The sequence below is a fragment of the Candidatus Izemoplasma sp. genome, assembly GCF_982632705.1.
This window is the reverse complement of the sequence record NZ_CEXEES010000037.1, coordinates 1-14,367: the sequence shown is the minus strand read 5'-3', so window position 1 is coordinate 14,367 and position 14,367 is coordinate 1. Positions and strand designations below refer to the sequence as shown.

Genomic DNA, 14,367 nt, shown 5'->3' with positions numbered 1-14,367 from the left:
AACTGCGATTATAAATGATCTATACTATAAACATTTAGAGCAAATAAAAAAGTAAAGCTAAGCTTTACTTTTTTTCTTTTCTCAACAATGAGTATACATCGTAATCTTCATGTTTTCCCCTGTAAAAATACGCTTGTCTAAGTGTTCCTTCAAATGTAAAACCACATTTCTCAGCTAACTTTTTACTTGGTATATTATTTGACGCAGTATGTAATGATAATCGAATAATGTTTGGTACTGTTTCAAACATATGCTTTACAAAAAGTGTAAGTGATTCACTCATATATCCTTTTCCTCTTTGATCAGCAACTAGCAATCTATACCCAATATTTAACTCATATTCAGAAACCCTAGAAAAACCAATTGTACCTATGAATTTTTCTTCTTCATTGAGTATCATCATATTTCCTGATTTTGTACTCCAAAATCCAGTTTCTTTAAATGATTCTATTCTATTAAATACAGAACTTAACTCATTATGATCTGTAAGTGCACGTTGTGATAAATCATTATATAATTTTGAAAACTGAATAATCTCTTTTTCAGTTTCAAACAATTTCAGTGTAATTTTATTACCTATGATCATATCCTAAACTACCTTTTTTCTTTTAAACAGAATGAAGTATAACCCGACTAAGATTCCTACCGGAATAATAAGTACTAGTATAAGCAATATGATTGCTACAACTAAAATTATATAAAACATTGCTACAATAAATTCTAATAGTCTCATAATGTCCCCCTATTTGGTAATTGTGTCATCTACTTTTATTATACCATTTTTTATTACTTTACAAAATATACCTTCTTTAGGCATAACACAATCTCCTGTACGTACACTAATAGCGCACCCACTGTGACATTTCTTTCCAATTTGCGTTACTTCTAAGATCGTATCACCAATTGACAATTTTGTACCAATTGGTAACTCATATAGAATAACACCTTCTGTTGTTATATTTTCAGCAAAATCACCGTTTGAGAGTTCTAAATCATGTGCTCTCATTTTCTCATAACTTTCAATCCCAAGTAGGCTTACTTGTCTATGCCAATCTCCAGCGTGAGCATCACCAACGATGCCATGATTCACCTTTAATTCTATTTCTGCAACAGGGTCCTTAACGACCCCTTTTTCTTTTGATACATTAACTGAAATAACTTTACCTTTTATAATCACTTTTTCCACCACTCTTTACTAGAAGTTTTGTTTCTTTTATCACAATCGATTTATCTACTGATTTAAGCATGTCGTACACTGTAAGTGCGGTAACACTTGCACAAGTCAATGCTTCCATTTCTACCCCAGTGTTAAAAGTAGTTTCTACAATAGATTCTATTGTAAGTTCTTTTATATCATCGGAAAATGAATACGTTATATCAATATGTGATATTGGTAAAGGATGACATAAAGGAATTATATCCGAAGTCTTTTTAGCAGCCATTATACCAGCTACTTGAGCGATGCTAAGAATGTCACCTTTTTTTACATGTCCATCTTTCAATGATTTATATGCTTCCTCATTAAATATCATTTTAGATATCGCTTTGGCAGTTCTTTTTGTATGACTTTTGCCAGATACATCTACCATTCTTGCATTTCCATCTTTATTTAAATGTGTGCTCATATGTTACCCTCCTATTTTATTCATCGATCGTTTCGATGAATTGGTATAAGATTTATCTAATTTGTGTTGTTTTGGTTTCTCTTTTATTGCATCTTTAATCACAGCAAGAACATCTTCATCAGACTTTCCTTTGACAAGTAATTCTTTGCTTGAATGCAAGCAAGGTTTTATATAACCATCGCTTGTAAGTCTTAATCTGTTACACCCTTCACAGAACTTACTACTTACAGCGTTTATAAATCCTATTTCTTTATCTGAATCCTTCAACTTATAAAAATCTACGTTGTTTGATTTTCTACTAAACTCTAATGCGTTTTGTTCTAATACATCTGATTTTGAAATGTAGTATTCCTTGAAATCGAATGTGTCAGATTCGAAAGGCATTAATTCAATGAATCGTACTTCACAATTAGATGATTCGCTAAACCTATAGAAATCCATAATCTCATGATCATTAATTCCTTTTAACAAGACTGTGTTAATTTTTATTGGTGTTACCTTATGTAGATGAAGTTCATCAATCAACTCTTTATACGAGAAATCAATATTACTACCCACAATTGAGTTGACTGTATTAAGATTCAAAGAATCAACACTTAGATTCACTCTACTTACACCTGATTCTTTTAGTTTTTTAACATTACCTTTTAACAGGATTCCGTTTGTAGTAAGAACGACCTCATCTATTCCAGGTACACTTTTAATCTCTTTGATTAAATTGTAAATTCCTGATCTTACAAGTGGTTCTCCACCAGTAATTCTAACTTTCTTTATACCTGTTTTTGAAGCTTCTTTAACAATTTGTAGGATATCTTCATTTCTAATTATTTTCTCTTTTTCAATTGTTTCTATTCCATCTGGCATACAGTAAAGACATCTTAGATTACATCTGTCAGTCACCGATATGCGTAAATAGTCTATTTCTCTGTTGTATGTGTCTTTCACTGGATTACCTCCTAGTTATATTATGTTTCCTGGTTTATCTAGTTTATATCCTTTATATTCACTGATTTTTAACTTGAATTCCTCTGATTTTAGGATATCAATAAATGCGTTGAACGAATCAAGTTTGAGAGTATCTTTATGAACTAAAAAATCATATGATTCTTCTGCGAGTTCTATAAAATCGAGGTCATAGCGTTCTGCTACACTTTGAATTCCAAGACCAACATCGTATCTATCACTCAGAACTGCAACAGCAACTTGTGTATGGGTTGAGAGTTCATAATTATACCCATTAACTAAATCCTTGTTTATTTTATTGGTGCTAAGTAACTGGTCCAATAGGATTCTTGTTCCGCTACCTTTTTGTCTATTCACAAAATAATTACTATCTTTTAAATCATCTATTGATTGAATGTTTTTAGGATTACCTTTTTTTACATATAACCCTTGTTTTCGTTTCATTCCTTCAATCAATACATAATTAGTGTTTAAGTACTCTTTAATAATGTGTTTATTGTATTGTCCATCCTCACTTAATATGTGGATGGGACTTATGTGCGATTCCTTGTTTCTTATTGCGAGAACCCCTCCAAAACTACCTAAATGAGAACTTGCAAGATTGAATCCTTCTTCGTTCATAAAGTCATTGATTAGATCTAATACGATATCATGAGAACCTATTGATACAAGTGTTTTCTTTGTATCAATTTCTGATTCATTTAATGTTATTGATACCATATCGTTTCGTTCGTATCCTTCAATACTTCTATCAACTATTAGCAGTCCGTCACTTTTCAGTAAACTCATTTGAATTGCAGCACCTCTTTTTAAAGGTGTTGCGATTAACTCATTGTTTACAGTTCCAAGCTGAACACGAATATATTCTTTATTTTTTAAGCTAGAGTAAACTTTTCTGCTTAATTTAGCTTTTATTGTTCTAAGAACTTGTTTGTTTTGTTTCGTGAATCTATTCATTAAATGCTTTACAAGTAAATGAAATGATATATATGTAGATACTGGATAACCAGGTATTCCAAGTACTATTTTTTGATTGATTTCACCAATAATGCTCGGTTTTCCGGGTTTAATGCTAATCCCATGAACATGCAAGTGTCCTTTTTGTTTTAAAACTTGATAAGTGAAATCTTTGGACCCAGCACTTGAACCTGCACCAATGATTAAGAAATCATATTTCAAACTATTGCTCAAAATGGTATTTTCAAGTATCCCATATTCGTCTTTCTGTGGTGGGAGTACATCTACTTGTGCTCCTAGGATTTCTAATTCATTCTTCATAAAATATGAGTTAGAATCTATAATATCTCCATCTTTTACTTCTTGTTTTGCGGAAATAATTTCATCACCTGTAGGAATAATACAAACCTTTGGTTTACATATTACCATTATTTCAGTAATCCCCGCAGACAGTAGTGCTCCTATCATAATTGGTGTTATTTTCTTATACTTAGGTACAACTAGTTCTCCTTTTACAATATCTTCCCCGATTGGTCTGATATTTTCAAACATAGCGTACGTTTTTATTATTTTAATACCTTCTTCGATAAACTCAACATCTTCAATCATAATTACAGTGTCGTATTCTATAGGAATAACATTCCCTGTGTTAACTTCAATGAATTGATTTGAAGGTATTGTAACAGGAGTTGTTTCACTTGCATCAAAAGTAATTGATGATTTTGTTGCGATACCGTCCATGGCTGAAGCGTTATATGAAGGTGAAGAAACTTTTGCGTATAAACTGTTTAATGGAATTCGATTTAAACTATCATACACACTTATCATTTCTGATTTAATTACATAGTGCTCACTAAATAAGTTATCAAGAATCGATAACGCTTTTGATTCGTTTACACTTCTTAAATAGTAATCACGTTTCATCTAATCACCTAGCTTATAAACTCTTACAGAATCTCCTTTATAGAGACCTTCGTTATTCTGATCAATTAATATATATCCATATGCATCTTTTAAGACGTTGACCATTGCGGACTTAAAGTGCATCGGAGTTGCGTGTGTTTTACTGATACTTACCAATTGTGCCAGTGTTCTTCCACTGTTATTATTCACGTTCTCAGTTAGTTCTAATTCAAGATAAGGTCTACCGTAGTCTACTTGGTTATATACCGTTTTCAAAACCATATCCATTATGAAATGCATAACCATATATGCACTCATTGGATGTCCTGGTAACCCAATAAAAATCTTACCTTTGTATGTTGCAATAATTGTTGGTTTTCCAGGTTTTAAGTTTAAACCATGTAGTAGTACATCTGCACCAATATCTTCAAGAATTCTAAACGTATAATCTTTTTCACCTACACTGCTTCCACCACTGGTGATAACAACGTCAGATGATTCAAATCCTCTTACGATAGATTCTTTGTACTTATTGAAATCATCTTGAATGATCTCTTTACTGGTAACTATACACCCTTTTTCTTGCAAGTATGCAGAAACACTGTGTGTATTAATATCCCTAACTTGACCTAATTGTATTGTGTCTTGATCAGTTATTTCATCTCCAGTAGAAATGACTGAGAAACTTAATGTATCAAACACTTCAACTTTTCTTATGTTTTGACTCATAAGTGCACCAATAACTCTTGGTGTGATACGTGTGTTTTCTGATACCAACTCAGTGTTTGGTTTTATGTCTTGTCCTTTTAAAATCATGTTTTGATTCATTGAATGTTTTCTATATATTAATACTTCATCTTTTAATACTTCTGTATGTTCAATCATAACCATAACTTCAGTACCTGATGGTAAAAATCCACCTGTTGGTACGTAGTATGCTTCACCACTTTTTAATTTGTGATTACTTGTTTGACCCATATCAATAGAACCAACTAATTTTAGTAGTACCGGACTACCTTCATTTGTTAACTTTACATCGTCATATTTACATGCATATCCATCAACTGTTGATTTGTTAAAAGCTGGTACTTCTTCTTTTGATAAAATGCTTTTACTAATAACATATCCAAGCGAATCTACAGTATCCAAAGTTATCTTGTTTGGAGTAAAATCTATTCCATTTATTATTTCTCTTGCTTCATCAATTGTTTTTACGTTAAACATAAGGATCACCCAATTCGTATAAGTTGTCTTGTAGTTCTTCAATAAATAATCTATCATGACTCGATATAATAATAGTCATGTCTTTTTTAATCTCTCTCAGTAATTTAGTTAGAACCTCAATTGATTTAATGTCTAGAGCAGTAGTTGGTTCATCTAGCAATAATACATCAGGTTCAAATATGATACTTCTTAGTATACTTGTTTTCATTTGTTCACCACTTGAGCATGCTTTGGCCTTTTTATTCAGTATTTTTTCCAAGTCAAACAATTTTACAAGTGAGTTTATTTTGTCTTCATACTCTGATATATCTAATTTTCTGATTTGCAAAGGATATATTATATTCTCATATACAGTTTTTGAGAACAATACCGGTTTTTGACTTACATAAGTTACAAAGCCTTTCCTTACTATTTCACCTTTATAGTCTATAATCCCTGCAATGGCTTTTAATAAAGTTGTTTTACCACTTCCGTTAGGTCCGGAAATAAATGTGATTTCGCCATTTTCAAATGTGATATCTTTATACTTGATTAAAACATCAGAGAAAACTATGTTTACATTACGTAGATTAATCATAGAAATCACCTCTAAATCTAGCAAGAACACTATGAATAACAAACGCTAGAATTAATAGAATCAATCCCATGGCAATTGATTTGCTGTAATCTCCCATACTGTTTGATCTAGCTATATATGTCGTCATCGTTCTAGTAGAATATCTTATGTTTCCACCAACAAGCATGACAGCTCCAACTTCTGAAATAGCTCTACTAAAACCTAGAATCATACTCATTAAAATAAATGGCTTAGTTTCAGTAATTAAAAGTTTGATTTTATCTATTCTTCCAGCACCAAGTGTTTCTGCTGTTTCTAAGACGTCTTTTTGTGTCTTCTCACTGCTGATAATAATATTACCTGTGATAATTGGAAGAACCAAAAGAAACTGTGCGAAAAACATTACCTGAACAGTGAATAAATTAAATACTGGATCAAGCGGGCCTATCGTTAACAGTAAAACAAAAAGACCTAAAACAACCGGAGGAATCCCCATAAATGTAAAGATCAATTTTTTAATGAATCGCTTTCCTTTAAACGTAGTTGAACTAATCAATATACCAAAGAAAACACCAAACACTAAAGCTGTCAATGTTGCTAATAATGCCAAAGTTAAAGAAAGAAATATAATTTGATATATTTCTTCGTCAAACGATAGTAGCAAATTAAATGCTTCAACAATGCTTTCTGTTATCATACAATCACCTAGTCTATATAAAACAATTGTGTTTCATATATTTCATATTCTGTAATAAGTTGCTGCACATCATCTCTCAATATCCAATTATAGAAAAGTTCTGCATATTCATCTGTTTTACTATATAATTCAGGGTTTACTTTTATAACCCCATATTGGTTTTTCAATTCATTTGGGTTTTCATACCCAATTACAAGCGAAATATTTTCTAACATGCTCAAATAAGTTGCACGATCACTCAAAGTGAAATACTCACTCAAATCTGCCATGGTTATCGTACTTCCCATACCTTGCCCAGTTTCGAAATAAAAGTCTGTGAATGATGAAACATCAAAACCATGTAATTCCCATAATGATAATTCTTTACTATGTGTTCCAGAATTATCTCCTCGAGAATAAAAACTATGATTATCAATAATTTCACTCAAAGCTTCATCCAAAGTTTCACCATTTAATATGGATGGTCCAATGATGATAAAATCATTATACATGATGTTATTTCTCTTCGTACCATAACCATCTTCAACGAATTTTAATTCTCGTTCTATATCATGAACAAGTAATATTTCTACTTGTCCTTCTTTACCCAATTCTATTGCTGCACCTGTTCCAACAGCGACAACATTACATTTTATACCGTACTCCTCTTCAAAACGAGGAATCAAGTATTCCAAAAGACCGCTATTGTCCAGTGATGTGGTAGTTGCAATATATAATACTTTATCATTATTTTGACAACCAGTTGTCAAAATAAGCAATGATATCATAAAAAAAATCAATAACTTTTTCATATAGTACCCCTTTATCTTCTTACATTATAGTTTACCATAAAAATATAACTTTTTTACGCTTTTTCATAGTCTTTATAAGTAAAAAAGAATTTACTTCTCACACAAAGTAATATGTTATAATAAATATAGAGGTGATATCATGTTTAAAGCTTATGTAATTACATGTAGTGATAAAGGCTTTAGAGGAGAACGAGTGGATACATCAGGTCCATATATCAAAGACTATTTAGAATCAATTGGATTTGAGGTTATTGATCAAGTCATCATAAATGATGACTTAAAGAGCATTCAAGACAAATTAATATACGCCTCAGATACATTAAAATCAAATTTAATAATCACAACAGGTGGTACTGGATTTTCACCCCGTGACAATACACCAGAAGCCACAAAAAAAGTCATCTTACGAGATGTCCCTGGTATAAGTGAAATGCTTCGTTACGAGAGTTATAAGGTTACAAAAAAAGCTTATCTATCTCGTGGTGTAAGTGGAATTCGAAATCGTAGTTTAATCATTAATCTACCAGGAAGTTTAAAAGCAGTGAAAGAAAACTTATCTTTCTTGGATAGCGTATTTTCACATGGCCTAAAGGTCTTAACGTTATTAGATACAGATTGTGGAGAATAAAAAGACATTTTTATGTCTTTTTTTGTTAGGAGGACTATATGATTAACTTAACTGAAATTAAAGAAGAAACACTGAATCAATATCCTGAACTGAACAATGTCGTGTACAAAATGCATGAAAAAGAGGTGCGTGTTGTACTTAGAAATTGTGATGTGATTGATCCCGAAAACATCAACCATTATATAGCGAAAAATGGTTATTTTGGTCTCGAAAAAGCATTATCAATATCTCAGACAGACGTAATTGATGAAATGAAGAAGTCTGGACTTCGCGGACGTGGTGGTGGTGGATTTCCTACTGGTAGAAAATGGGAGTTTGCGTACAACAACGAAAGTGATATTAAATATATCATATGTAATGCTGATGAGGGTGATCCTGGTGCATTTATGGATCGTTCTGTTTTAGAGAAGGACCCCCATAGCGTTATTGAAGGAATGATCATTGCAGGCTATAGTATTGGTGCTAGTACAGGATATGTATACGTTAGAGCAGAATATCCTCTTGCAGCCAAAAGACTTCAAAAGGCAATTGACGATGCTTTAGAAAAAGGAATTTTAGGAAATCAAGTACTCGGTTCTGATTACTCATTTAACATAGAAATAAGACTCGGTGCAGGAGCATTTGTATGTGGTGAGGAAACAGCTCTCATCGCTTCAATCGAAGGTGAAAGAGGTATGTCTAGAATCAAACCTCCTTATCCTGCTGCAAAAGGTCTTTTTGGTAAACCTACTATAATCAACAATGTTGAAACATTATCAAATGTTCCTCAAATAATCTTCAATGGATATGAATGGTTTAGAGGGTTTGGGACAGAGGAAAGTCCTGGGACAAAAGTATTTGCTCTTGCAGGTAAAGTAAAATATAACGGATTAATTGAAGTTCCTATGGGCATAACCCTAGGTGAAATAATCCACGAAATAGGTAAAGGTGTCGGTAGAAAAAGAACATTCAAAGCAGTACTTACAGGTGGTCCATCTGGTGGGTGCTTAACTGAAAAACATTTACATGAATCAGTAGATTTTGACAACTTAGTAAAACTTGGAAGCATGATGGGATCAGGTGGAATGATAGTACTGAACGATCATGATTGTATGGTTGATATCGCAAAATTCTATTTAGACTTCTCAGTGGATGAATCTTGTGGGAAATGTACACCTTGTCGTGAGGGTACCGTGCAAATGTATAAACTTTTAGAAAAAATTACAAATGGTGAAGGATCTGTAAATGATATCGACAAACTAAGAGACTTATCAATATCTGTAAAAGAGTCTTCTCTATGTGGCCTTGGGATGACAGCTCCAAATCCAGTATTAAGTACATTAGAACACTTCTATGATGAATACTTAGAACACGTAAATGATAAAAGATGTAAATCAAGTTCTTGTAAAGGACTTATAAGTGAATATTTCATAACAGATAAATGTACAGGTTGTACAATTTGTGCAAGAAGATGTCCGGTTCAATGTATCAGTGGAACACTAAAAGAACAACATACAATTGATGAGTCGATTTGTATCCGTTGTGGAGAGTGCTTTGCATCTTGTAACTTCGATGCAATTATTACTAAGTAGGTGATACTATGTCAAACATAAAACTAACAATTAACAATCAAGTAATTGAAACAGATGAAAATAAAACAGTACTTCAAGTCGCAAAAGACAACGGAATATTTATTCCAACTTTTTGTAATGATGATCGATTAGATCCTGAAGCTAGTTGTAGAGTATGTGTTGTAGAGATTGAAGGCCAAAAGAAACTTCAAACATCATGTTCAACTAAAGTTCAAGATGGAATGATTATAAAGACAAACACAGAAAAAGTAGAAAAATCAAGAAACGAAGTCATTGAGCTTATGTGGTCTTCTCATCCAAACGATTGTGTTGTATGTGACGCAAATGAAGATTGTAAACTTCAAGACTATATGTATCTTTACGATATAAAGAGTGAGAATAAGTATGATGGTTTCAAAAGAACTTTTGAAAAAGATACATCTAACAGGTTCTTCTATATAGACCCAGAGAAGTGTATTTTGTGTGGTAAATGTGTAAGGATTTGTAGTGAACTTCAAGGTGTTGAAGCTTTAGGTTTTAATCAAAGAGGTAGCGAATCATTTATATCTTTTGCCTATGATAAAGGTATGGACTTCTCTAACTGTGTCAGTTGTGGAAACTGCGTATCGAATTGCCCTACAGGTGCATTAATGGAAAAAAGTAAGACTAAATTCAGAATGCATAAAACAAAGAAAACAAGAACAACGTGTCCATACTGTGGTGTAGGATGTCAATTTGATATCGTTTCACAAGATGACAAAATTGTTAAAATAGAACCATTAAACAAGATACCTAACAAAGGATTACTGTGTGTAAAAGGTAAATTTGCGTTTAAGTATGTTAATCACAAAGATAGATTAACAACTCCTTTAATCAAAGAAAACGGTAAGTTTAGAGAAGCATCTTGGGAAGAGGCTTATTCTCTTATCCACAAAAAATTATCTTATTATCATAATGAATTTGGAAGAAATAGTGTAGCTGGTTTGGCAAGTGCAAAATGTACGAATGAAGAAAACTATCTATTCCAAAAATTCATTCGTAAATATCTATTGACAAACAATGTAGATCACTGTGCTAGGCTTTGTCACGCTTCTACTGTTAGTGGACTAGCAACGACTCTTGGTAGTGGTGCTATGACAAACAGTATTGCTGAAGTAAAGAACAATGAAGTAATATTTATCACAGGTTCAAATACTACTGAAACTCATCCTGTAATTGGAAGTATTATGAGACAGGCAAAGAAACAAGGTGCTAAAATCATTGTTGCTGAACCAAGGAAAATAGACATTGCATATGACGCAGATGTTTTTATTCAAATCAAACCAGGAACAAACGTTGCGTTGTTTAATGCGATGATGAAAGTTATCTATGATGAGGAATTATATGACAAAGAATTTATAGAAAAAAGAACTGAAAATTTCGATGCATTTATAGATATCATTCGAAATGTAGATATTCAAGAGAACGCAGATATATGTGGCTGCAATACAGAAGATATCAAAGAAGCCGCTCGATTATATGCAACACATACTTCTGGTATCTACTATGCTATGGGGGTTACACAACATAGCAACGGAACCAACCATGTTAAATCAATCGCAAATTTAGCACTTATGACTGGAAACGTAGGTAAGAAAAATGCAGGAATCAATCCTTTACGTGGACAGAATAACGTACAAGGAGCTTGTGATATGGGTGGTCTTCCAAACAACCTACCTGGTTATCAAAAAGTATATGATGAGGACGTTAGAAACAAGTTTGAAAAAGCATGGGATGTACCTATCGACAAAAACGTAGGATTACATCTCCCTCTAATCATAAACGGTGCCTATAGTGGAACGATCAAGGCAATGTATATAATGGGTGAAAATCCAATTGTAAGTGACCCTGATATTCAACATGTAAAAGAAGCATTTAGAAAAGTTGATTTCTTAGTCGTTCAAGATATATTCATGACAGAAACTGCTGAGTTCGCAGATGTTGTTTTACCTGCATCTACTTACGCTGAAAAAGATGGTACATTTACTAATACAGAACGTCGTGTTCAAAGAGTAAGAAAAGCAATTGAACCGGTTGGAAATAGTAAACCTGATGATGTAATCATTCAGGAATTAATGCAAAAATTTGATCCAAATTACAAGATTAAAAGCGCAAAAGAAATCATGGATGAAATTGCTAAATTAACACCGATTTATCAAGGTGTAGACTATGATAGAATCGAAGAAACAGGATTACAGTGGCCCGTTCTAGATAAAGAACATATGGGTACAGAATTCTTATATCCTGAGGAATTCGGTAGAGGTCTTGGTTACTTTACACCAATCAACTATAAGGGTGCAGCAGAACAACCTGACTCAGATTATCCTTTCACATTAACAACTGGTAGAATATTATATCACTACCACACAATTACTATGACAGGTAAAAATGAAGAAATCATGGAAATGTATCCAGAGAACTTCATTGAAATTAACCCAGTATCCGCTAAGAAATTAAAACTAAAACAAGATGATTATGTTGTTGTTTCCTCAAGACGTGGAGACACAACCGCAAAAGTTCATGTATCCAAAGACATAGGTGAAGATGTCATATTTATGCCATTCCATTTTGCTGATGGGGCAAACATGCTAACAAACACAGTTCTTGATGATGCATGTAAAATACCTGAACTGAAAGTATGTGCAGTTCAAATTGCAAAAGTATAATATCACAGCCATTATCTTAGCTGGTGGCCAGTCCAAAAGAATGGGTTTTAATAAAGAAGAATTAAAACTAAATGGAGAAAGAATTGTATTTAATCAAATATCAAAGTTGAAAAACATTTTTGAAGAAGTGATAGTCATTTCTCCAAACAAAGATATGTATATAAATCAAGAGGTAAAAGTTTACACTGATCTACTTAAAAGTAAGGGTCCACTTGCAGGACTACATAGTGGACTAACTCATTCAAAAACAGAGTACAACTATCTGATTGCATGTGATATGCCAGAACTAGATGAAAATTTCATACATCAGCAAGTAGATAAACTAAGTAACAAGGAAGCTTATATTGTAAAAAACGGTGAATTCTTTGAACCGTTTCATGGATTCTACAACAAAAGTATATTATCAAAAATTAAAGAATTCCTTGAAATAGATCAATCATTTCAACGATTCATAGGTACACTTTCAAGAGATGAGTTGGCATTTGAGTCTTCTATTTTTACAAATCTCAACACAATCGAAGAACTTAATAAGAGTAATTTAAGCAATAACTATAAAATATTTCAAATAGAGAAACAAACCGGTAATGGAATGCATAATATTTCAGATAATGTTATTAATGAATACCCCCTTACACTTTTCATTAATGATGAGAAGTATATTACTCTTCTCATAACACCAAACAATATTGAGGAGCTTATTGTTGGATATTTATCCAGTGAAAAACTGATAGAAGACTACAGTGAAATTAAAGATATTGATATAGATATTTCAAACAATAAGGTATCAGTATCCTTAATAAACGAAATTGATACAACATCACATAATAAGGATTTATTACTTACAAGTGGATGTGGTGTAGGTACAAAGTTTCATGAGGATTTGGATAGTGTCATAACCGATTCAATCATTACAGATTTTAGAATCTCAAAAGAGGAGATTTACAATGCATCTGAAACATTGAATAATTATTCAGGACTGTTCAAACTTACTGGTGGAGTTCATAGTGCATTATATATATATAACAATGAGAATATTTATGTAGAGGATATAGGTAGACATAATGCAGTAGACAAAATTGTGGGCCATATCAAAATAAATGCTATACCAACAATAAATTCATATATCTTTGCCAGTGGTCGTATTAGTAGTGATATGCTATTAAAATGTGCCGTAAGTAGAATTCCTATTGTAATTTCAAGGAGCGCTCCTACTTCTCTGGCGATAACACTCGCTGAGAAATATGGGATAACACTGGTTGGTTTTGCAAGAGGTAAGAAGTTCAATGTATACACACACTCATTTAGGATAAAGAGGTGATCATATGAAACAACATATAAGTAAAAATGATCTTCATCTATTTGAAGAAAACATTCTTTCAAAGTACAAAAAAGAAGACAGTCCATTGATGCAAGTTCTTCAGGAATCACAAAACATATACGGCTGTGTTCCGATAGAAGTTCAAGAAGTAATTGGAAAGTATTTTAGAATCTCAACGGCTAAAATAAATGGTGTAGTATCGTTTTATTCTATGTTTAGTATGGAACCAAGTGGAATAAATACAGTAGGTGTTTGTCTTGGAACTGCTTGCTATGTAAAAGGCGGAGAACGACTTCTAGATAGAGTTTCTGAAAAACTAGAAATACAACTAGGTGAAACTACAAAAGATGGAATATACACATTGGCTCCAACTAGATGTGTTGGTGCTTGTTCTAGTGCTCCTGTCATTATGGTGAACGACACAATTCACGAAAAAGTAACTAGTGATGA

At 32.5% G+C, this 14,367-nt stretch carries 15 protein-coding genes; 5 read left to right on the top strand and 10 right to left on the bottom strand.

The genetic code is table 11. The annotated features are described in order from the left end of the window. Window positions 1-64: 64 nt before the first annotated feature. From AC2LE6_RS06075 to AC2LE6_RS06030, 10 genes are read right to left on the bottom strand one after another with little or no spacing between them, the layout of a single operon-like run. On the bottom strand, window positions 65-586 hold the full coding sequence (locus tag AC2LE6_RS06075) for a GNAT family N-acetyltransferase (RefSeq protein WP_484478367.1): 522 nt from the start codon (window positions 584-586) through the stop codon (window positions 65-67). Between the two features lie 3 nt (window positions 587-589). Continuing rightward, entirely contained in the window at window positions 590-733 is a 144-nt protein-coding gene (locus AC2LE6_RS06070) for a hypothetical protein (RefSeq protein ID WP_484478366.1), read from the bottom strand. Window positions 734-742: 9 nt separating this feature from the next. Next, a complete protein-coding gene (locus AC2LE6_RS06065) occupies window positions 743-1,171 on the bottom strand; it encodes an MOSC domain-containing protein (RefSeq protein WP_484478368.1) in 429 nt (142 codons plus the stop codon). Beyond that, window positions 1,161-1,625, bottom strand: coding sequence for a cyclic pyranopterin monophosphate synthase MoaC (gene moaC / locus AC2LE6_RS06060; protein ID WP_484478365.1), 465 nt, complete (start codon window positions 1,623-1,625; stop codon window positions 1,161-1,163). Before moaC ends, AC2LE6_RS06065 begins: the two co-directional genes overlap by 11 nt. 3 nt (window positions 1,626-1,628) lie before the next feature. Continuing rightward, a complete protein-coding gene (gene moaA, locus AC2LE6_RS06055) occupies window positions 1,629-2,570 on the bottom strand; it encodes a GTP 3',8-cyclase MoaA (protein ID WP_484478364.1) in 942 nt (313 codons plus the stop codon). A 15-nt stretch (window positions 2,571-2,585) separates the two neighbouring features. Then, window positions 2,586-4,469, bottom strand: a complete 1,884-nt coding sequence (locus tag AC2LE6_RS06050) for a molybdopterin biosynthesis protein (RefSeq protein WP_484478363.1) — start codon at window positions 4,467-4,469, stop codon at window positions 2,586-2,588. After that, on the bottom strand, window positions 4,470-5,672 hold the full coding sequence (locus AC2LE6_RS06045) for a molybdopterin molybdotransferase MoeA (RefSeq protein ID WP_484478362.1): 1,203 nt from the start codon (window positions 5,670-5,672) through the stop codon (window positions 4,470-4,472). Further along, window positions 5,665-6,249: an ABC transporter ATP-binding protein gene (locus AC2LE6_RS06040; RefSeq protein ID WP_484478361.1), complete on the bottom strand. Its 585-nt coding sequence runs from the start codon at window positions 6,247-6,249 to the stop codon at window positions 5,665-5,667. The genes AC2LE6_RS06045 and AC2LE6_RS06040 overlap by 8 nt, the downstream gene beginning before the upstream one ends. Beyond that, the gene (locus AC2LE6_RS06035; protein ID WP_484478360.1) at window positions 6,242-6,925 is read right to left on the bottom strand and encodes an ABC transporter permease; all 684 of its coding nucleotides are present in this window, start codon (window positions 6,923-6,925) and stop codon (window positions 6,242-6,244) included. Before AC2LE6_RS06035 ends, AC2LE6_RS06040 begins: the two co-directional genes overlap by 8 nt. 8 nt (window positions 6,926-6,933) lie before the next feature. Then, a complete protein-coding gene (locus AC2LE6_RS06030; protein ID WP_484478359.1) occupies window positions 6,934-7,716 on the bottom strand; it encodes an ABC transporter substrate-binding protein in 783 nt (260 codons plus the stop codon). A 139-nt stretch (window positions 7,717-7,855) separates the two neighbouring features. Between AC2LE6_RS06030 and AC2LE6_RS06025 the strand changes: the two genes are divergently transcribed. The 5 genes from AC2LE6_RS06025 to AC2LE6_RS06005 form a co-directional block, all read left to right on the top strand. Next, window positions 7,856-8,344 (top strand): MogA/MoaB family molybdenum cofactor biosynthesis protein, encoded by a 489-nt coding sequence (locus AC2LE6_RS06025; RefSeq protein WP_484478358.1) that lies wholly within the window; start codon window positions 7,856-7,858, stop codon window positions 8,342-8,344. 38 nt (window positions 8,345-8,382) lie between these two features. After that, the gene (gene nuoF, locus AC2LE6_RS06020; protein ID WP_484478357.1) at window positions 8,383-9,915 is read left to right on the top strand and encodes an NADH-quinone oxidoreductase subunit NuoF; all 1,533 of its coding nucleotides are present in this window, start codon (window positions 8,383-8,385) and stop codon (window positions 9,913-9,915) included. 8 nt (window positions 9,916-9,923) lie between these two features. Beyond that, window positions 9,924-12,599: a formate dehydrogenase subunit alpha gene (gene fdhF, locus AC2LE6_RS06015; RefSeq protein ID WP_484478356.1), complete on the top strand. Its 2,676-nt coding sequence runs from the start codon at window positions 9,924-9,926 to the stop codon at window positions 12,597-12,599. Continuing rightward, entirely contained in the window at window positions 12,574-13,917 is a 1,344-nt protein-coding gene (gene fdhD / locus AC2LE6_RS06010) for a formate dehydrogenase accessory sulfurtransferase FdhD (RefSeq protein WP_484478355.1), read from the top strand. The genes fdhF and fdhD overlap by 26 nt, the downstream gene beginning before the upstream one ends. A 4-nt stretch (window positions 13,918-13,921) precedes the next feature. Next, on the top strand, window positions 13,922-14,367 hold a 446-nt coding region (locus AC2LE6_RS06005), incomplete at its 3' end, for an NADH-quinone oxidoreductase subunit NuoE family protein (protein ID WP_484478354.1).

What these genes read in the sequence shown, in the direction of transcription:
- AC2LE6_RS06075 (WP_484478367.1), bottom strand. Translation starts at nt 586, where the DNA reads ATGATCATAGGTAATAAAATTACACTGAAATTGTTTGAAACTGAAAAA.
- AC2LE6_RS06070 (WP_484478366.1), bottom strand. Translation starts at nt 733, where the DNA reads ATGAGACTATTAGAATTTATTGTAGCAATGTTTTATATAATTTTAGTT.
- moaC (WP_484478365.1), bottom strand. Translation starts at nt 1,625, where the DNA reads ATGAGCACACATTTAAATAAAGATGGAAATGCAAGAATGGTAGATGTA.
- AC2LE6_RS06050 (WP_484478363.1), bottom strand. Translation starts at nt 4,469, where the DNA reads ATGAAACGTGATTACTATTTAAGAAGTGTAAACGAATCAAAAGCGTTA.
- AC2LE6_RS06045 (WP_484478362.1), bottom strand. Translation starts at nt 5,672, where the DNA reads ATGTTTAACGTAAAAACAATTGATGAAGCAAGAGAAATAATAAATGGA.
- AC2LE6_RS06040 (WP_484478361.1), bottom strand. Translation starts at nt 6,249, where the DNA reads ATGATTAATCTACGTAATGTAAACATAGTTTTCTCTGATGTTTTAATC.
- AC2LE6_RS06035 (WP_484478360.1), bottom strand. Translation starts at nt 6,925, where the DNA reads ATGATAACAGAAAGCATTGTTGAAGCATTTAATTTGCTACTATCGTTT.
- AC2LE6_RS06030 (WP_484478359.1), bottom strand. Translation starts at nt 7,716, where the DNA reads ATGAAAAAGTTATTGATTTTTTTTATGATATCATTGCTTATTTTGACA.
- AC2LE6_RS06025 (WP_484478358.1), top strand. Translation starts at nt 7,856, where the DNA reads ATGTTTAAAGCTTATGTAATTACATGTAGTGATAAAGGCTTTAGAGGA.
- nuoF (WP_484478357.1), top strand. Translation starts at nt 8,383, where the DNA reads ATGATTAACTTAACTGAAATTAAAGAAGAAACACTGAATCAATATCCT.
- fdhF (WP_484478356.1), top strand. Translation starts at nt 9,924, where the DNA reads ATGTCAAACATAAAACTAACAATTAACAATCAAGTAATTGAAACAGAT.